The sequence below is a fragment of the Terriglobus sp. RCC_193 genome (genome assembly GCF_041355105.1).
In the GTDB taxonomy this organism is placed as follows: Bacteria; Acidobacteriota; Terriglobia; order Terriglobales; family Acidobacteriaceae; genus Terriglobus.
The window spans coordinates 74,293-93,845 of record NZ_JBFUPK010000002.1; the positions used below are offsets into that span (position 1 = coordinate 74,293).

Sequence of the window (19,553 nt, forward strand, 5' to 3'; positions counted from 1 at the left end):
TCATGACGGATACCATCACACCCCTGAGCGCGTTCGATGACGCCTCGCTCGACCAGGCTTTCCGCGCACTCACGGACGAAGTTCGCTCCGCAGCCGCGCAACTGACCACGCCCGAAGCGCAGGAAAACTTCCGCCTCGACTGGCTTGGCCGCAAACAGGGCCGCCTGAAACTGCTCAGCGAAAGCTGGCTGAAGACCGCGCCGCCCGAAGCCAAGAAGTCACTCGGCATGCGCTTCAACGCCCTCAAGAACGAGATTGAAGCCGCTCTCCTCGCAGGCCCTATCAGCACGGCGGCAGAAGGTTCATCGCTGGACCTCTCACTCCCGGGCATCCGCCGCGCCATTGGCACGGAACATCCGCTGACGCGCACCATGCGCGAGATGACCGCCGTCTTCGCCGCGCTAGGCTACTCCGTCGGCGTCGGCCCGGAGGTCGAAAGCGACTTCTACAACTTTGAGGCGCTGAACTTCCCGCCAAACCATCCCGCGCGCGACACGCAGGACACCCTCGTCGTCGCCGATCAGGACAAGAAGCCATTGCGTGAACGTCTGTTGATGCGCACGCACACCTCGCCCGTGCAGATTCGTACGATGATTTCGCAGCCACCGCCGCTGCGCATCGTCATCCCCGGCAAGGTGCACCGCAACGACGAAAGCGACGCCACCCACTCGCCCATCTTCCATCAGGTCGAGGGCCTCTGCGTTGACACCAACATCACCTTCAGCGACCTGAAGGGCACGCTCGATCACGCCATGAAAGCCTTCTTCGGCTCGTCCGTGAAAACACGCTTCTTCCCATCGTTCTTCCCCTTCACCGAGCCCAGCGCCGACGTCCAGATCTCCTGCCCCTTCTGCGGACAGAAGGGCTGCCGCAAGTGCAAATACTCCGGCTGGATTGAACTTCTGGGATGCGGCATGGTCGATCCCGCAGTCTTCGCCGCCGTGGATCAGCGCCGCATTGAAAACGGACTCGAACCCGCCTACGACACCAAAAAGATCAGCGGTTTCGCCTTCGGCATGGGCGTGGAACGCATCGCCATGATGAAGTACGGCGTAGGCGACATCGGCCAGTTCTACTCCGGCGATCTCCGTTTCCTGAGCCAGTTTGTATGAGCGAGTCAGCAAGCCAGCGAGGTCCGCGTACGCGAAGCTACCGCGACCTGATTGCCTGGCAGAAAGCCATGCAGCTTGCGAAGCAGGTGTATCTGGTAACAGAGAGATTTCCCGCTGAAGAGCGATTCGGCCTGACCGTACAAATGCGTAGAAGCGCAGTCTCCGTCCCAAGCAACATTGCAGAAGGCCACGGCAGACTAAGCGATCGCGCATTGCGTATGTTTCTAGGCAATGCACGAGGCTCACTCTTCGAGTTAGAGACACAGACTCTGCTCGCAACGGACCTCACCTATTTAAAGAAGGAAGATGCCGACTCCGTGCTCACACTCACCGCCGAAGTCGCCCGCATCCTGAACGGACTCTTAAGAACCCTGGAGGTCGATGAAGCCTAAGCGACGAAAGCTGACTTGCTGACTCGCTGACCCGCTGACTCGCTGCTTTTAACATGAATATCTTGTCGACTTGGCTCCGGGAATATCTCCCCGCCCTCGAAGTTAGTGACCGCCAACTGGCGGACGACCTCACCCTCCGCGGCATCGCCGTCGAAGGTGTCCATGCTCTGCCCGATGGCAGCCATCTCTTTGAAATGGACATCACCACCAACCGCGTCGACGCCATGAACCACTACGGCATCGCGCGCGAAGCGGCCACCATTTACGGCGTGCCGCTGCTGCAACTGGAAGACCGCCGCGTTCTCAACGCAGAAGGCGAGTCCGCAGGTTCACTTCCCGCAGAGGCAAACGGCGCGTATCCCGCACGCATTGACGCGCCTGAACTCTGCGGCCGTTTCACCGCACAGGTCATCCGTGGCGTCACCGTGAAGCCCAGTGAAGGCATCGTTGCTGAGCGTTTCGCGCAGATCGGCCAAAAGCCCATCTCCAACGCAGTCGACATCACCAACTACAACTGGCTCTCCATGGGCCACCCTACGCACGTCTTCGACCTCGACACCATCGAAGGCAGCATCATCGTGCGTCGCGCCCATGCAGGCGAAAAGATCACATTGCTCGACGGCAGCGAAAAGACGCTCACCACAGACGACGTCGTTATCGCCGATGAGAAGAAGGCGCTCAGCCTCGCCGGGGTGATGGGCGGATGGGATTCACGCGTCACCGAAGAGACGAAGAACATCCTCGTGGAAGCCGCGTGGTTCGATCCCGCAACCATCCGCGCCACCTCCCGTCGTCACGGCCTGCACACAGACGCATCGCATCGCTACGAACGCGGTGCCGACCTCGGCGCATGCGCTCTTGCGAATCGCCTTGTCACACGTGGCGTCATCGCAGCCTGCGGCGGCGAAGCCATCGGCACCATGAGCGATGTCATTGTGGAAGCGCAGGAACTCCGCACCACCAAACGCCCGCACGTCGTTCTCTCAGCGGAGCAGGTACAGCGCCTCCTCGGCACCACCATTGAGGAAAGCACAGCAGGCCATCTCGTCCCTGCAGATGTCGTGGAGCAGTACCTGCAGGCGCTTGGCTGCCATCTGCGCCCCAGCGCCGACGCCGCAACGTACGAGGTCACACTGCCCTCGTGGCGTCTCGACCTGGAACGCGAAATCGACCTCATTGAAGAGATCGCGCGCGTCTACGGCTACAACCGTTTCGCAGACACGCTGCCCAGCTTCTCCGGTGGCGTCATCGCACTGCCGCACGCCGCAAAGGAAGAAGTCGTACGTACCACGCTGCGCGCCCTCGGCTGGACAGAAGCCATCAGCAGCACCTTCGCGTCCGAAACCGACTCCGCTCTCTTCACCACCGAATCCGCAGTCCCCATGGGCAATCCGTTGAATGCGGAAGCGGGCAACTTGCGCCCATCACTGCTGCCCGGTATGGCTGGCATGTTGCTGCTCAACAGCACACGTGACGTAGCAGCCGTCCGCCTCTTCGAATACGGAACCGTATTCACCGGCTCAACAGCGCAAGTGAACGAGCATCCATCGCTCACACTCGGCGCATACGGCAACGCATCCGCCACACGCACCATCGACGTCGCAGACGCGCTCTTCTTCGAAGTCAAAGGCGCAGTGGAAGAACTGCTCTCACGCTTCGTCGCAAACGTACTTACCTTCTCCGCTGACAACCTGCCGAAATGGGTCGCATCCGGTCGCGGCGCAGCCATCACGCTCGAAGGCAAGACAATTGGTTGGTTCGGTGAACTAACCAATGAAGAACGCGACCGCCGCAAGCTAAAGGAAAACGTCGTCCTCGCGGAACTGAACATCCCCGCACTCTTCGCCTTCGACCTGAAGCAGCCCGCGGCGAAAGAACCCTCGCGCTACCAGGCCGTCGAACGCGACTTCTCGTTCCTCTTCGCAGACAACATCACGTGGGCTGCCGTTTCAAAGGCAATTGCCGCATTGAACATCGCGGAGATGATCTCGCTGCAACCCATCGAAATCTTCCGTGATGCAAAAGGCAAAGCCGTCCCCAAAGGCGAATCCTCGCTCCTGCTGCGCACCGTCTTCCAATCCCCGGAACGCACGCTGCGCGAAGAGGAGATCGCCGGATGGCAGGAGGCCATCGTCGCCGCGCTTATCCAGCTCGGCGGCAAACACCGCGCAGCATAAACAAGCCTCATTCATCAACAAAGGCGAAGGCTCAAGCAGCCTTCGCCTTTGCATTGAGCCGGTCATCCACGCGTTCCATCAATCCCTGCGCATCGAAGGGCGCGTGTACTTTGGCATCGTTATCAAAGTACACATATACATCGCGCTTCTTCCGTTTCGGCGCATTCTTTTGCACAGCGTGATGACCATGCAACCGGCTATGATTCGACTCGTCCTTCGCCTCATGCCCCGTGGCCCACAACGACACGCGATCTGCCCAACTATCCAGAGCCGAATCGCTGTAGCCGGAAGCATATAGCTCCTCAGAACCATGCAGGCGGCAATAGACGAAGTCACTCGTCACATCAAACAGCAGCGGCCACTTCACCGTATCCGCCACCACCAGGCCAACGTCATGTTTGCGCAACAACGCAATGAACTCCTCGCACTGAAATGAGTCATGTCGAATCTCCAGGCAATGCCGCACCGGCTGCTTCTTCAAAACCTGAAGAAAGCTTCGGCCTTTTAACCTCGGCGAATGGTCACGCGCCAGCGCCGCAGCATCTTCCGTTGTGTGCGGCAACTTCTCCAGGAAATCTGACAGCAGCCCTGCATCAAATTTCATGGATGGCGGCAACTGCCACAGCACTGGCCCAAGTTTCTCTCCTAGCGCCAGCACACCCTGCGCAAAGAAGTTCGCCAGCGCCTCGTCCACACCGCGCAACTTCTTCATGTGCGTAATAAAGCGCGATCCTTTCACCGCAAACACAAAACCCCTCGGCGTCTCATCGCGCCATTGTTCAAAGCTCTGTGGCCGTTGCAACGAGTAATGCGTTCCGTTGATCTCAATGGACCCAAAACGTTCCGCAGCAAACTGTAATTCGCACCGTTGCGGCAGCTTCGGCGGATAAAACTTCCCTCGCCAGCCCTTGTAACGCCACCCGGAAATGCCGATACGAACATGGCCATGCATACCTTATGGGATGCCCATGTAACATCCCAACGATGGCCCCATGGCGCATCCTGACCAAACAAGAAAAGGGGATGCGATATCGCATCCCCTTTCGCTGTCTTACACGCCGAAGGCGTCGAGAACAGTACGAAGTACCTTACTGCGGAGGCTTCGGCGCGAAGTATCCCTTACGTGCGCGCACGTGGTAACGCTGGTCCAGCGTCGTCAGGTAAATCGTACGGAAAGCGCCATCCTGCTTCAGGTCGGCTGGGCGATACCGCAGCGAATACTGCGAGCGCAGTTCCTCCTGAATGTCCTGGAATCCACGCGCCACATCCTCAATCTTGTTGGGGAAAAAGGTGCGTCCACCGGTCGCTTCGCTCAAACGCATCAGCACATCATCACCCTTATCGCGCGATGGCGAAACATTGGTGGAGATGGTGTACACCAGCGTATCCGCACGCTGGCATTCCTTGATGGCTTCCTGCTCCTGCACGCGCGAGTAGTTATCCTCGCCGTCCGATACCACGATCAGCGCCTTGCGAATGGTCTCGTTGCTGGTCACCGTCAACATCTGGTCGCGGCACGTTTGATAGATCGCATCAAAAAACGCCGTACCGCCTCCGGGCCGCAGCTTCTCAATCGCCGTGCTCAGCTTGTCAATGGAATTGGTGTAATCCTGCACCAGGTCCAGCCGCACATCAAATCCGCTGACAAACGCCGCATCCTGCCGCGGACGCAGCACCTGCAACAGAAATTCCGTCGCCGCCTGCTGCTCAAACTGAAAGCGCGTGCGGATGGAGTTGGACGTATCCAGCATGATGCCGATGCGCAGCGGCAGATTCGCCTGCTGCGTAAAGCTGATCACGCGCTCAGGGCGCTTGCCGTCATCCAGCAGCCCAAAATCCTGCTGCTTCAGACCGGTGACAAAGTGGCCCCTCTTATCCGTGACCGTGAACACCTGGTACACCTCAGGCACAAACGCCTTCAGCGTATAGCTGCCACCCTGGGCATCGCCCGTGGGTTGATTCGGCTGCGGAGGGTTCGCTCCGGGTTGGGGATTCGTATTCGCCGGTGGAAGCGGTGTGGACTGCTGCTGGGCGGACAAAGTGATCGAAGCCGCCACCAGTGCAACGGTGCCTGCGATTCGAACTGCGAACTTACGAAAAACTGCCATACGGGGCGTAGTTTACCAATCCTCGGCGTGTTTTGGCTTGGCGGGCGCTGCCGGTATTTCCAACGCACGAAGCTGCTCTAAGAGAGACGCAAGTTCTACCGGCAGGGGAGCCTCCAAATCCAGCTCTTTTCCTGTAATCGGATGATCCAGCACCAGATGCGCCGCATGAAGAAAATTCCGATGCAGCGTGGGCCCGGTTCCCTCTGCCTTGAGGCCCGGAATCTTCGCAGGCGCGCCATACAGCGTATCGCCCACCACAGGATGCCCCAGCGACTGCATATGAACACGGATCTGGTGGGTGCGTCCGGTTTCAATCTTCAGATCCAGCAGCGTGAAATCCCCCGCCGTCGTGTGCAGCCGCTCCAGCACGGTGTAATGCGTCCTTGCTGGCCGCGGATCATTTGGCCTGCGTGAAGTACGCTCTTCCGGCTCATCCGGATGACGGTTAGCGGGCGTGCCATGGCTCGCCGTGGTCAGATACCGGTTCCCCACACGCGTCGTCATGCGCGTGCGGCGCAGGCGATCGCGCGCAATCGGCAGATCGATCAATCCACGCTCACTCTTCACATGCCGATGCACCAGCGCAATGTATCGCTTCTCCAGCGACCGCTCGGAAAACATCTCCGCCAACGCACGATGCGCCGCATCGCTCTTCGCCACCATGATCAGGCCACTGGTCTGCTTGTCCAGACGATGCACAATGCCCGGCCGCAGCGCTCCGCCCACATCGCTCAGCTTATCTTTGAAGTGAAACAATAACGCATTCACCAGCGTGCCACTGCTACGCGCATCATCGGTCAGGCCGCTGCCCGCATGCACCATCATGCCCGCGGGCTTATCAATCACGGCCATGTGCTTGTCTTCATACACAATGCTCAGCGGAATGTCTTCCGGCGTCGCGCGCAGCGGCGCAGGCTGCGGCTGGCCTTCCACCACAATCTGCTCATTGCCATTGAGTTTGTGCTTTGCCTTCCCAGGCGAATCGTTCACCCGCACCTGCCCATGCTCAATCAGCAACTGCGCCCGCGCCCTGCTGATCTCCGGCAACGCCCACGCCAGATAAGCATCCAGCCGCATCCCACGCGACTCAGGCGTAGCCACCAGCGTTCGCGTCGCCAATCCTCCGGGGGAAGCCAAAACGTCCAGCGGCACAATCAGTTCGTCATCTTCATCCATTGCAGACGGAGGAAGTTCCTTTGCTACCGTCTCCACAGTCCGCTGCTGCCGCTTGCCGCTTTTCTGATATCCCTTGCCACGCTTGTCCGGCACAGCAGTATTCGGGATCGCAGGCTTCACCACGGGAACTTCTTCGCCGTACAGCACCGCTTCCGTCACTGCCAGTTCCGCAGCCACCGCATCGCGCGCAGCATCCCGCTGCGTACGGTAGTCCGCCTTCACAGAGTGCCGCCGCTTGCCCTTCGGCAACATATTTTTACTGGGCATAACGCACGCCCTTTCGTTGAAAGAAAAAACTCAAACCCGCCACTGCCAGCAGCACCAGCACAAGCTGGTCTACCCGCAGCAGGTTGCCAATCATCGTCGCGGGTAGAACCCAACCCGGACGAAGCGTATCCACAAAAAACCGAATCAGCGCCGCCAGCGTCAGGCTCAGCCCAAACGTCTCGCCCGGCTGCGACTCACGATGCAGCCACACAAACGCCACCGCACACGCCACCAGCGTCAGCACCGCCGAATACAACGCCACCGGGTGATACCCCTGATCGCCAAACACAACGCCCAGCCGGGACGATGTGGCCAACCCAAGATCATCGCCGGAAAAGTGCGTTCCCAGGTGCAGAAACGCCTGCAACAGCAACGCCGCAGGAGCCAACGCATCCAGCGTGCGCAGCCACGGCAGCCGCTTCACCAGCACGTACACCGCGCCACTACCCAGCGCCAGCAGCAGCCCCCACTTAGTCACCGTGGGCAACGTCAGGATGTACAACGGATACTTCGCAAACGACTTCCAAACCTGCGCCACAATAATCAGGCGCGACAGCACCAGCGTTCCCGCCGCCATCCACAGGCACAGGTTCCACACGGCGTCCTCATTCAGCCGCATCACCCGCGCGCCGCGCGCCGCCAGCGAAATCGCCAGCACCAGACCTAACGCCGCAATCGCCCCAAACGTGGGGACAGTGACCGGGCCGATACGGAACAGGTGTGGATGCATAAGATGCTCTCTGTAAGAATACGTGGGTAAGCTCTTCAGCGTTTCCATCGAAGGGCTTCCAACGGGACGACACGGCCTCACCGCCGGTATACCCGGAAGCAGGAAGCCTATCTAGGTGGCCGCTTCCCCGACATCGCCATGCCCAGCAACCCGCTGTGCGCCTTTCCTCGCACACCTCCTGCCCCATGCCGCCACAACAGAACCGCCTGCCCATCGCCATCCCTGCAGGCGAAAGGCGCTACCGGCAGTAGCCGGAAAGAGCGAACGCAGCGTCGCAGCGGAGTCGCCGCGATCGCTGCGTTCGTTCTTAAAAGCCTTTGGAGAAAGAAGAGTGCGAGGACCGACCCGCTGGGCCGTGTTGGAAGCGCCGGTGAACCCGCCAATAAGCGGTGGGATTCAGCCGTGGTTCTTTAGGCATTCCGGACTGGCGGACATTGCACACCGAACCATATATACGAGCCGAACCCCTGTTCAATGAATGTTGGTTCAACCGACGTTGTTCCCCCACCTGCTTTGCAGGTCGGTCATCTAGGAGCAGATGCTACGCAATCCACGAAGCGTTTGCAAGTTGAGCAACAATCCAATTTTGTGCTAACGGAATGTTGCCTTCCCAGCCACAACGGGCGGTCATTCTGGCCCTGAGCTTGTCGAAGGGAAGAATCCGAAGCCGGGTGCCCCAGGTTCGCGAAGCTAACCTGGGTATTCGCGCAAAGCGCGAATCAGCGAAGCGCATACGACCGCAGGCCGTCATCCTGAGCGAAGCCGAAGGACCTGCTTTCCGCCCTGCCCACTGCAGTGCCAATCGGAGGCCGTTACTTCTTTGCCGCCCACAAAATCGCGCGCTTCAATATCCCATCGAACACAGGGTCTTCGTAATACGAGTTGTCATGGCCCAGCGCGATATAAAACTCACGCCCGCCATCAAACTCCTGCCACCACGCAATCGGCAGCGGATTCGGAAAATCCTTGCGATCCAGCTTGAAGTTCGTCACATCCAGTTTCGACGTATCCACTGTCAGCAGCGGATGAATCGTATCGCTGAAGCGCTTGGTGAAGTAGCACTCGTCATTCACGGTGAATTCCGCCGGCACTCCCTGCATCGCGGGAAACTTCGGATCAACCACCTTCACCGTGAACTGCTGCTTCTTCGGATGCATCAGGAAGCGGCCGCCCACCATCTGCGCAAACCAGTCCCACGTGCGCTCATTGCCAGACGCCGAATGAATACCCACCCAACCACCGCCATGCTCAATCCATCCCTTAAACGCATCGCGCTGCGCCTGCGTGCTGAACGCCTCATTGTTGCTGTTGCTGAACACCATCACCGTGTACTTCTTCAGATTCTCCGGCGTGAACACAATGGGGTCATCCGTATTGTCCGTAGGAATCTTCAAATCCGCCGCAATCTTCTCCAGCGCCACCACGCTGCTCGCGCGGTTCCCGTGGATATAGCCCTTGCCATCCGCCGTGTAACTGCGCGTGTAGATCAGGATGCGATCCTGCGCAACCGCCGCAGCAGACGAGCACAGCAACAACAGGGCAAGAAGAAATTTCATCGCGTGGACAATCCTTTCGCGCCTCCGCAAACCAACAGAAGCACATCGGCGGCATGGTATCGCGAGGTTGGAAGCGTTTGCAAACGCCCGCATCCGTCACCACACAGGCCCGTCATTCTGAGCGCAGCGAAGCATGTCCTGAGCAGAGCGAACGGGAATCCCTACGAACCCCTCACTGGCCAGCGCAGCATCCGCTTTCTCGCAAGAAATCAAACAGCGCATCGACAAATGCACCGTTGCAAAAATTATTCGCCTACGCGCAGAATGACAAAAGGGCGCAGCCGAAGCCGCACCCTTTACAAGCAAAAAGTTAAGTAGAACTAAACGGCCACGCGATACTCGTCCCGCAAAGCCTCATCCAGCATCGACGCCAGCGAATGCGCCCGATCCCGGTTCGCCGTCTCCGCATGATCCAGCGAATCCAGCAATTCCCGGTGCCGCTCACGCAGTTCCATCAACTCATCCGCAATGTTCAGCGCCGCCAGCACCGCCACGCGCAGAGAATCCACCGTGGCGCCCTGCGACGACACCGCACGCATCTTGCTGTCCACCAGCTGCGCCAGCGCTTCAATGTGCTGCGGGTCCACACCGCGCAGATGGTAGTTCTGGTCGTAGATGGCAACCGTTACGGACTGGGGGACGGAATTCTGCATGCCTTCTCTTCTTTTCTTCGGTTACACCAGCTCGTCGAGCTGTTTCAGCATGGCGTCGACGCGGCCCTTCACCTGCGCGCGCTCGCTCTTCAACGAATGCATCTCCGCGGTAAGCTGCGAATTCTCCGCAGAAGCCGTGTCCAGCAATTCCTTCAGCGCCGCAACCTCAGCCTCAGCCGTGGCACGTGCCTCGCGCTCTGACCGGATCAGCTCCACGGTGCGAAGGACGCGCTGTTCTAGCGCCTGAAACTCGTCAACGCTGATAGTGGTGGTGGCCATAAATCCGGTACTCCTCTGCGAAATAGATTCGCTCGCTTCCGCGAGTATAGGTTGGTGATTTGTGAATGCCGAATAGCAAATCGCATTGGGGGTATCTTCTTCGGCTACCCCCGCCGCTTCACGACACTACTTGCGCTTCCAGGTCACGCCGTCTTTACCGTCCTCAATCACGACGCCTTTTTCCAGCAGCTCATTGCGGATGGCATCTCCACGAGCGAAATTTCGCCGTTTGCGCGCGTCTGTACGCTCCGCAATCAGCGCGTCAATCTCCTCGTCCGTGATGCTCTGTGCCGTCAGCAGTTCCGCCGCAATATCCGTGCGGCCCTCTGCCTGCGCCCACGCCACAGCAGCCTTGCTGATGGCCGCATCGCGATCCGTCAACACATCAAACACCGCATCAAAGTCGTTCAGCAGCTTCTGTACTGCATCCACATTGCCGCAGCCAAACGTGCCGTTATCCAGCGTGATATTCGCCGCACGCACCATGTCAAACACGGCAGCGCGCGCCTCCGCGGTATTCAGATCGTTCCGCAACGCCGCATGAAACGCATCGCGCTTGGCAATCGACAAGGCAAGCAGTTCTTCGTTTGCCACCTCAGGCAAAGCAGGATTCTTCACCGCGGCATCCAGCCTGCGCACAAACGTCCGCAGACGCTCAATCGCATTCGCGCTCTCCGTCAGACCTTCAAACGTGAAGTTCATCTGGTTGCGATACGGCACGCTGATCAACAGAAAACGAATCGCCGACGCGCGATAGCCCTTCAGCAGCAGGTCGCGCAGCGTGAAGAAGTTGCCCTCGCTCTTGGACATCTTCTTGCCCTCAACGAGCAGAAAACGCACATGAAACCAGTGCCGCGCAAACGGCTGATGCGTAGCGCACTCACTCTGCGCAATTTCGTTTTCATGGTGCGGGAACGTCAGGTCCTCGCCACCAGCATGAACGTCGAAGTTAGGCCCCAGGTGCTTCAGCGCCATCGCCGAGCACTCAATGTGCCACCCCGGCCGCCCCTCACCAATCGCCGTCTGCCACGATGTTTCGCCGGGCTTGGTCGCCTTCCACAGGGCAAAATCGCGCGCGGCATCCTTCTCGTACTCGTCCACGTCCACGCGCGCGCCGTCTTCAATGCCTTCCAGGTCCTTGCCGCTCAGCTTGCCGTAATCCGGAAACTTCGCAATGCGGAAGTACCACGAGCCATCCTCGGTCTTGTAGGCAATGTCTTCGGACGCAAGCTGCTCCACCAGCGCAACCATCTCCGGGATACTTTCCGTCGCATGCGCCACAATCTCCGGACGCTCCACGCCCAGCGCATCCATGTCTTCGAAGAAAGCCTTCTCGTACTTCGCCGTGTAATCGGCAATCGGCATGCCCGCCGCGCCTGCATTGCGGATGATCTTGTCATCCACATCCGTGATGTTCATCACGTGCTTCAGCGCCAGGCCGTTCAGCCGCGCGGTGCGCCGCAGCACATCCACATGCAGAAATGTGCGGAAGTTGCCAATGTGGCCGTAGTCATACACGGTGGGGCCGCAACAGTACATACGCAGCGTGTTGTCCCGCGACGCAGTCAGCGGCTCCACGCGGCTGCCAAGAGTATTAAAGAGTTCGATGGGCATCCGGCGCGTTCGCGTGCCTTCCGGGACTTGCGAGCGCGCCCGGGCCATCGCCCCGCCGCCGCATTCCGTCGTTCTTAATCTTATCCGAGGCGAAGCTGCGGCGTGGCATTCAAGGTAGGGCCCGCAAACTCACCCTGCGCGAACTTCGACCATGCCGCCGCCGCAATCATTGCCGCGTTGTCCGTGGACAGGTCCGCTGCAGGAAAACGAACGGTCAGACCGCGTTTCCCCGCCTCCGCCTCAAACCGCGCCCGCAGCTCCCGATTCGCCGCCACACCGCCGCTCACCACGATCCGCTTCGCTCCAAAATGCTGCGCCGCCGCCATCGTCTGCCGGATCAGGTTCCCCACCACCGCCGCCTGAAAACTCGCAATCAGGTCCAGCGTCGCAGCATCGCAAAGCGCACGCACATCGTCCAGTGCAGGCGAAGCAATCTTCTCCAGAGCAGCCCGCCGATCCTCAATCGCACCCTTCATCCCATGCGTTTCGATGTACCGCAGCACTGCCGTCTTGATCCCGCTGAACGAAAAATCAAACGAAGGCTCGTCCACCGTCCCGCGATTGATCTCCACAAACCGGAACGGCACAGCACGCGGATTCCCAAACGCACTCAACCGGTCAATCCACGGGCCACCGGGATACCCCAATCCCAGCAGCTTCGCCACCTTGTCATAGGCCTCGCCAGCCGCATCATCCACCGTGCGTCCCACATTGCGATAGCGCCAAACTCCCTCATCGAGCGAAGCCAGATAAAGATGCGTATGCCCACCACTCACAACAAGCGCCAGCGTATTCCCAGCCGCGTCACCGACAACCGACCCCACTGACTCGCTAACCCGCTGACTCGCTGACTCGCTGCTTTTATGGATTGACTCGCTGCTCTCCATCAAGACCGCATGAATATGCCCTTCCAGATGATTCACCGCAATCAACGGCTTCCCCAGCGCATACGCATACGCCTTGGCATACGAAATCCCCACCAGCAGCGCACCCGCCAGCCCCGGCCCCGCAGTCACGGCAACGGCATCCACATCCTTGGCTTCAATGCCAGCCTGCCGCAGCGACTCCCGCACCACCGGCACAATATTCCGCAGGTGTTCGCGGCTGGCCAGCTCCGGCACCACGCCGCCATACAGCGCATGCATCTGCATCTGCGTCGCGACAACGTTGGACAGCACATCGCTGCCCGCACGTACCACCGCCGCCGCAGTCTCGTCGCAAGAGCTTTCGATCCCCAAAATCAGGCCATTGCCCATCTCTCTATCGTATAGAGATGAATGTGAGATCGCCACGCACTTCAAATCGATGAAGGAACATAGCGGTTTGATCAGCGAGGGACACGTACACCCAGTTTCCAAACACCTATGATGTTGCGCAGAGCTTGAATATCAGTGGTTGGGTCGCCACCCACCAGGATCAGGTCCGCGCGCAGTCCCACGGTGATCCTCCCTCTGTCATGAAGGCCGAATTGCCGCGCTGGCGTAGCTGGCGTATACGTCGCCGCTGTCAGCGCCTCCGATGGCGATAAGCCGGACTGCACAAGAAGCTCTAGTTCACGGTGCAGACTCACGCCATGCGCAATTCCAGGCACAGGTGAATCTGTACCTGCAAGCAACGGCACTCCAGCTTTCTTTAGCAGAGCAATAGTTTGTTCTGCGTAGCCCAGATGAATCGTCGGCGAAGCGGGTAGCCGAATCGCAAGCATGGTTTTCATCGACGGGGTAAGGCGGGCGTTCAGATTAGGTTCCAGTTCCCACCAGCGCTTGCCACCCCCTGCACTCAACGACTCGAAAACTGTGAGTGTTGTAATGACAAACGCGTGGTGATCGAGGACCATCTGCGCAAATTTCGGGTCAGGAGGAGAGTCGGCAAAGACATGGGCAATGCCGTCGACGCCAGCCTGCAATGATTCAACCGCTTCTTTCTGAGACCCCACATGCGCTACAGCCAATTTGTTGCGCCGATGAGCTGCGATCACAATGTCTTCAATTCGCCGGGGAGAAAACGTCGGAAACTGATGCTCATCAATAATCTTGATGTAGTCAGAGCCTTCCGCAATGCGTTGATCCACAAACACCTGTACATCTGCAGTGGGTGAGAGCATAGGCATTGGAGAGCCAGCCATTTGTGTCGGGTGCCCGCCAGGCGCGGTTATGACCGTTCCAGCGGTAAGAAAATCGGCACAGCCGGAACATCCTTCCTTACGCATCTTCAGGCTCGCGGCAGAACCACCCATCTCCAGTTCGGTCGTCACCCCAAAAGCCAGGGCATCTTGCAGAAACTCTCGAACCAGATGTTCTCCTAGATGTGTGTGCGAATCAATCAGGCCCGGGAGAAGGGTTTTTCCACGTCCGTCGATCACCTCTGCCGACGGAGGAATCGTAATCTCTGCCCCCACGCTTCGAATCATCCCGTCTTCGACCAGTACAGTGACGCCAGCAAGCTTTCGGGTTCCATCAAATACGTCGACGTTGTGGAAAGCTACCGAAGTCGTTGGTCGTTGAACGTCTTGGCCGTGGATGACGTTTGTAAGAACTACGCAAGCTGCAATCAAGCGCACGATCCGTATCAAGCTGTTCCTCCGATGGATACCTGCTTGTACGCGAATAATGGCGAAAAGTTCCAGAAAGCAGGGCACCACAATATCCAGGCAGTGTTACTGACCACCCGCTTCGCTCAGCCGCTGTTTCCATATCTGCAACAACAAAATCGCCGACGCCACCAGCACCGGCCCCAAAATAAACCCGCTGATCCCAAAGAAAGCCAACCCGCCAAAGATGGCAACAAACACCACGCCCGTATGCAGGTCCGTCTTCTTCCCCACAAACACCGGGTAAAGAAAGTTATCCATCGTGCTCACCACCGCACTGCACCAGATTGCCAAAATCAGGCACTTCGTCCAACTCAGCACCAGTCCCACATACAAGCAGATCGGCACCCACGCCAGAAATGCGCCAAACGCGGGAATCAGGCAGCACACAAACGTGACAAATCCCCACAGCAGCGCGCCGGGCACACCCACCAGCCAGTACGCCACGCCCGAAGCCACGCCCTGCAACATGGCAATCAGCAGACGTCCCGCAAAAATCGCCTCGATAATGTCGCGCAGCTTACGGCTGAAATCAAACGTCTCATCCTCACGCAGCGGCAACACCGACTTCCACGCCCGCAGCGCCGCCACCTCATCCCGCACCAGAAAGAAGTAAAAAAACAGCAGCAGCACAATGCTCACAATGCCGTGAATCATCGCGCCAAACGCCTGCCCCAGCTTCGGCGCGGACCAACCCGCAATCGCACGGCCTGACATGCCCGGCGCAAACTGCGCAATCGCATTCTGCAGCGCATCACCCAGCTTCGGATGCTTCACTGCAAGCTCTGCCAGAAAGTCGTCCACACCGCCCGACTCCACATAGCGAGCCATCGCAATCGCCTGCACCACCAGATGCTTGATCAGCAGATACATCGGCGCAAACAGCACCACGCTGACCAGCACCACCATCGCAATCCCAGCCAGCGTGGGCGACCAACGCCTGCGCAACCACACAGACATCGGCTGCGTCACCACAGCCAGCGTGACTGCGCCGATGATGGGAAACATCAGCGTGTGGGCAAACAACAACGTCGCTGCCAGACACAGCGTCGTCAGCGTAAACAGCGCCGTCGTCCGCCACTGCATATACCCTGTACCCGGTCCCATTGAGGAAGTGCTCATCTTCTTCACACTTCTGATGCAGATTTCCGTGTCACTGCTGCCGCAAAGACATCTGCGCACAAACAGGCGCATCCTAGGAAGAGAGATGAAGGCACTGGAAAACACAAAGGCAACACCGGCATTTCAGGCAGCGCTGCATATCGTGGAAGAGCTGCGCAACCGCGGCTTCCACGCTTATTTCGCAGGCGGCTGCGTGCGAGATCTGCTCATGGGCATCGCCCCCAAGGACTACGACGTCGCCACCAACGCCCGACCGGAAACCGTCATGATGGGCTTTGATCGCACCTTCAGTGTCGGCGCACATTTCGGCGTGGTCATCGTGTGCAACGCAGACAAAGACGAAGGCTGCGAGATACAAACCGAAGTCGCAACCTTCCGCTGCGACGGCGAGTACGTCGACGGTCGCCGCCCCGTGGAAGTGGAATACGCAGAAAAACCAGAAGACGATGTACAGCGCCGCGACTTCACCATCAACGGCATGTTGCTCGACCCCGTCGGCCTGACAGAACACAACATTGCAGAGAAATTGCTCGACTTCGTCAACGGCCAGCAGGACCTGCAGGCACGCATCGTTCGCGCCATCGGCGATCCACAAAAGCGGTTCGAAGAAGACAAACTCCGCATGTTGCGGGCGGTCCGTTTCGCCGCACGCCTTGACTTCACCATCGAAGAACAAACCCTGCGCGCCATACGACAACAGGCCACCACCATCACACAGGTTAGCAACGAACGCATCCGCGACGAGCTAACCAAGATGCTCACCGAAGGCCACGCCAAACACGCCTTCGAACTACTCGACGCATCCGGTCTGCTTCAACATGTCCTCCCTGAAGTCGCTGCGATGAAGGGCGTAGAGCAACCGCCCGAATGGCACCCCGAAGGCGACGTCTGGATTCACACGCTGCTGCTGCTCGACAAACTCCCCGCAGATGTAAAAGGCACACTGGCATGGGGCGCATTACTGCACGACGTAGGCAAACCGCCCACCTTTCGCGCACCCGATCCAGCAGACCCAAAGCCCCGCATCCGTTTCAACGGCCACGCAGAAGTGGGTGCCACCATGACCCGCGCCATCATGAACCGTCTACGCTTTTCGTCCGCAGACATAGACCAGGTCGTCTCACTCGTAGCCAATCACATGCGCTTTGGCGACGTAAGACATATGAAGCAGAGCACGCTGAAACGCTTCTTCCGCCTGCACGACTTCCCTGAGCATCTGGCACTGCACAAGCTCGACGTCACCAGTTCGCACAACCTGCTGGACCTGTACCGCTACGCAAAAGAAGAGTTCGAGAAAGCGCCCGAAGAAGTCTACAAACCCACACTGCTGCTCACCGGGCGCGACCTCATCGACGCAGGCCTGAAGCCCGGCCCGCGCTTCAAACAACTACTGCAAGACCTGGAGGACGCCCAACTCGAAGGTGCAATCCACACACGCGAAGAAGCCATCAACCTGCTGCGCGACCTGCTCGCAAAAACTCCTGCGGAGGCTGTCCATTGAAACACGTCATTGTCATCGGTGGAGGAGTCGCAGGCCTGATGGCTGCAGTAAAACTGCGTGCCAGCAGCAGCCTGAACGTGACGCTTCTCGAAGCACAGGATCACGTCGGCGGTCGCATCCGCACCGTGCAACAGAACGGCACGCCCATCGAACTCGGCGCAGAATTCGTGCACGGCAAACCGCCGGAACTACTGGCGCTGCTGGAAGACCTCAACCTCGAAACCTACGAACTCGCGGGCGAAGATTTCAACTACGACTGCAGCGATGACTCCCTGCATCCGCAGGACGAAGGCTCACACAATGACGAAGCCTCCCCCTTCAGCGTTCTCGAACGTATGACGGAATGGAGCGAAAAGCACCCGACCGAAGACCTGACATTCGATGCATGGTGTGAACATGAAAACATCGCGCCCGACATCCGCTCCGGTGCTCGCGCCTATGTCGAAGGATTCAACGCCGCCGATGCATCGCGCATCTCCGTGCGCTCACTCGCCATCCAGCAGCAGGCAGAAGACAGCATCGAGGGCGACGCCCTGCGTCATATAAAGGGCGGCTATCATCGCCTGCCCGAAGAACTTGCCGCGCGATTCACGCGTTTGGGCGGCACGCTCCGTTTGCAGTCGCATGTGAAATCCATCACATGGTCGTGTGGATCGGTCCACGTCCAACTCACCACAGGCCAATCCCTGCACGCCGACGCCGCCATCATCACGCTGCCGCTCAGCGTCCTGCAATCCTCAAGCGTCTTGTTCCATCCCATACCTGCGGACATTCTTCATCACGCCAGCCGCATGCCTATGGGTGCCGTCCTTCGCATGAGCTTCGTCTTCCGCTCCCGCTGGTGGGCAGAGCTTGATCACCCGCAGAAAAAGGCGCTCCAGAAACTCTCGTTCATCCTGCCTGAACGGCAGAGAAGTGACCTCAACTTCCGCGTCTTCTGGACCAGCTATCCTTCGCTCAACCCTGTACTCACGGCGTGGGCAGGAGGCCCATCTGCTGAAGCCTTCTCTTCGAAAGACGATCACGAAATTGCCGAAGCCGCATGCCATGACCTTTCGCGCATCTTCGGCATTCCAAAACAGCAGATACTCGACGAACTCGTCACACATCACCGCCATGACTGGAGTCGTGATCCGTTCTTCGGCGGCGCCTATTCATGGGTTCCCGCAGGCGCAGCAGACGCCTCGGAAAAGATGACCCATCCCGTCGAGAACACACTCTTTTTTGCAGGCGAACACACCGACATCACTGGCCATTGGGGCACAGTCCACGGAGCACTCCGCAGTGGCATTCGTGCCGCGCAACAAATGCTGGAATTACACTAAGCCGTTTTCGGCGTTGACTTACTCGCTGTCACCACCGCCACAGAAGCCAGGATGATCGCCATCGCAATCCATTGTGATCCATGCAGCGACTCACGCAGCAGCACCGAACTCAAAGCCACACTCACAATCGGATTGACATACGCATACGTCGCCACCTTTGCCACCGGCACATGATGCAGCAGCCACATGTATGCGGTGTAACCCACCAGCGACCCGAAGACGATCAGCCACAATACCGCCAGCAGTGCACTCTTGCTCCAATGCGCCGTCTGCCATCCACCCAGCGCCGAACCCATCACAATACTCAACGTGCCACCCAGCAACATCTGCCACCCGGCCCCCAGCAACGGGTCAATCTTCGAAGGCCTGCGCCCGGAATAAAGCGAACCCGCAACCCATAACAAATTCGCCACCAGCATGATCACCACACCAGTCGATGCAGAACCAACACCGCCTTGCAGCAGCGGAGCCAGCAGCACAACAAGCCCCACAAACCCAAGCACCGTACCCACCCATCCCAGGCGGTTCAGCGAAGTACCGCCAGGAATAAACGTCTCTGCCAACGCAATCAGCAATGGAATTGCCGCCGCCAGCAACGCGGCAAGACCAGCAGAAAGCGTCTGCTCCGCCCAGCTCACCATTACGTTGTTGCCCGTCAGCATCACCATGCCCAGCAGCAACGCACGTTGAAACTCCGCACGCGGCAAAGCGACCCTTACCCCACGCAGCGCAAGCACCGTCAGCATAATCACGCCCGCCGCACAGTAACGAAATCCGGAAACAAACGCAGGCGAAAGCGACTGCACACCCACGCGAATCGCAACAAACGTCGATCCCCAGAAAAAATAAACGCACGCAAAAGCAAGTATGACGAGAGATCGCGACGTGCTTTCATGCTTTCTGGTCATGGGCCACAGCCTATCAGGCACCATCGTTGCCACAGCGCCATCT

General features: G+C 58.8%; 17 protein-coding genes and 1 pseudogene. 6 read left to right on the plus strand and 12 right to left on the minus strand.

Annotated elements, in window-relative coordinates; all coding sequences use genetic code 11:
• Positions 1-2: 2 nt before the first annotated feature.
• Genes pheS through pheT form a run of 3 tightly spaced genes read left to right on the plus strand, consistent with a single transcriptional unit; the run spans position 3 to position 3,681 of the window.
• The gene (gene pheS / locus AB6729_RS08910; RefSeq protein ID WP_371081266.1) at positions 3-1,112 is read left to right on the plus strand and encodes a phenylalanine--tRNA ligase subunit alpha; all 1,110 of its coding nucleotides are present in this window, start codon (positions 3-5) and stop codon (positions 1,110-1,112) included.
• Positions 1,109-1,504, plus strand: a complete 396-nt coding sequence (locus tag AB6729_RS08915; protein WP_371081267.1) for a four helix bundle protein — start codon at positions 1,109-1,111, stop codon at positions 1,502-1,504. Before pheS ends, AB6729_RS08915 begins: the two co-directional genes overlap by 4 nt.
• Before the next feature lie 53 nt (positions 1,505-1,557).
• Positions 1,558-3,681 carry a phenylalanine--tRNA ligase subunit beta gene (gene pheT, locus AB6729_RS08920; protein ID WP_371081268.1) on the plus strand — a complete coding sequence of 708 codons (2,124 nt, stop codon included), beginning with the start codon at positions 1,558-1,560 and terminating at the stop codon, positions 3,679-3,681.
• A gap of 31 nt (positions 3,682-3,712) precedes the next feature.
• Here the strand turns inward: pheT and AB6729_RS08925 are convergent, their stop codons facing one another.
• From AB6729_RS08925 to AB6729_RS08940, 4 genes are all read right to left on the minus strand, one after another.
• Positions 3,713-4,633, minus strand: a complete 921-nt coding sequence (locus tag AB6729_RS08925) for a DUF72 domain-containing protein (RefSeq protein WP_371081269.1) — start codon at positions 4,631-4,633, stop codon at positions 3,713-3,715.
• Between the two features lie 136 nt (positions 4,634-4,769).
• A complete protein-coding gene (locus AB6729_RS08930; RefSeq protein ID WP_371081270.1) occupies positions 4,770-5,789 on the minus strand; it encodes a VWA domain-containing protein in 1,020 nt (339 codons plus the stop codon).
• Between the two features lie 12 nt (positions 5,790-5,801).
• The gene (locus tag AB6729_RS08935; RefSeq protein WP_371081271.1) at positions 5,802-7,232 is read right to left on the minus strand and encodes a pseudouridine synthase; all 1,431 of its coding nucleotides are present in this window, start codon (positions 7,230-7,232) and stop codon (positions 5,802-5,804) included.
• Complete coding sequence (locus AB6729_RS08940; protein ID WP_371081272.1) at positions 7,222-7,962, minus strand: prolipoprotein diacylglyceryl transferase; 741 nt, start codon at positions 7,960-7,962, stop codon at positions 7,222-7,224. The genes AB6729_RS08935 and AB6729_RS08940 overlap by 11 nt, the downstream gene beginning before the upstream one ends.
• 152 nt (positions 7,963-8,114) lie before the next feature.
• On the opposite strand from AB6729_RS08940, the pseudogene AB6729_RS08945 reads away from it, so the two are divergent.
• A pseudogene (locus AB6729_RS08945) lies at positions 8,115-8,213 on the plus strand (DUF1684 domain-containing protein); the annotation flags it as partial.
• A gap of 561 nt (positions 8,214-8,774) precedes the next feature.
• Here AB6729_RS08945 and AB6729_RS08950 read toward each other — a convergent pair.
• From AB6729_RS08950 to AB6729_RS08980, 7 genes are all read right to left on the minus strand, one after another.
• Complete coding sequence (locus tag AB6729_RS08950; protein ID WP_371081273.1) at positions 8,775-9,518, minus strand: ThuA domain-containing protein; 744 nt, start codon at positions 9,516-9,518, stop codon at positions 8,775-8,777.
• Positions 9,519-9,838: 320 nt separating this feature from the next.
• Positions 9,839-10,171, minus strand: coding sequence for a cell division protein ZapA (locus AB6729_RS08955; protein WP_371081274.1), 333 nt, complete (start codon positions 10,169-10,171; stop codon positions 9,839-9,841).
• A 21-nt stretch (positions 10,172-10,192) separates the two neighbouring features.
• Complete coding sequence (locus AB6729_RS08960; protein ID WP_371081275.1) at positions 10,193-10,450, minus strand: hypothetical protein; 258 nt, start codon at positions 10,448-10,450, stop codon at positions 10,193-10,195.
• A 126-nt stretch (positions 10,451-10,576) separates the two neighbouring features.
• Entirely contained in the window at positions 10,577-12,064 is a 1,488-nt protein-coding gene (gene cysS / locus AB6729_RS08965; RefSeq protein WP_371081276.1) for a cysteine--tRNA ligase, read from the minus strand.
• An 80-nt stretch (positions 12,065-12,144) separates the two neighbouring features.
• Positions 12,145-13,320: a tRNA (adenosine(37)-N6)-threonylcarbamoyltransferase complex transferase subunit TsaD gene (gene tsaD / locus AB6729_RS08970; RefSeq protein WP_371082608.1), complete on the minus strand. Its 1,176-nt coding sequence runs from the start codon at positions 13,318-13,320 to the stop codon at positions 12,145-12,147.
• A gap of 71 nt (positions 13,321-13,391) precedes the next feature.
• The gene (locus AB6729_RS08975; RefSeq protein ID WP_371081277.1) at positions 13,392-14,636 is read right to left on the minus strand and encodes an amidohydrolase family protein; all 1,245 of its coding nucleotides are present in this window, start codon (positions 14,634-14,636) and stop codon (positions 13,392-13,394) included.
• 84 nt (positions 14,637-14,720) lie between these two features.
• Entirely contained in the window at positions 14,721-15,776 is a 1,056-nt protein-coding gene (locus AB6729_RS08980; RefSeq protein WP_371081278.1) for an AI-2E family transporter, read from the minus strand.
• 85 nt (positions 15,777-15,861) lie between these two features.
• On the opposite strand from AB6729_RS08980, the gene AB6729_RS08985 reads away from it, so the two are divergent.
• Together AB6729_RS08985 and AB6729_RS08990 are read left to right on the plus strand one after the other, a co-directional pair.
• Positions 15,862-17,277 (plus strand): CCA tRNA nucleotidyltransferase, encoded by a 1,416-nt coding sequence (locus AB6729_RS08985; RefSeq protein WP_371081279.1) that lies wholly within the window; start codon positions 15,862-15,864, stop codon positions 17,275-17,277.
• Positions 17,274-18,602, plus strand: coding sequence for a flavin monoamine oxidase family protein (locus AB6729_RS08990; RefSeq protein ID WP_371081280.1), 1,329 nt, complete (start codon positions 17,274-17,276; stop codon positions 18,600-18,602). The genes AB6729_RS08985 and AB6729_RS08990 overlap by 4 nt, the downstream gene beginning before the upstream one ends.
• On the opposite strand, the gene AB6729_RS08995 is transcribed toward AB6729_RS08990, so the two are convergent.
• Complete coding sequence (locus tag AB6729_RS08995; protein WP_371081281.1) at positions 18,599-19,510, minus strand: EamA family transporter; 912 nt, start codon at positions 19,508-19,510, stop codon at positions 18,599-18,601. The genes AB6729_RS08990 and AB6729_RS08995 overlap by 4 nt on opposite strands.
• Between the last annotated feature and the right edge of the window lie 43 nt (positions 19,511-19,553).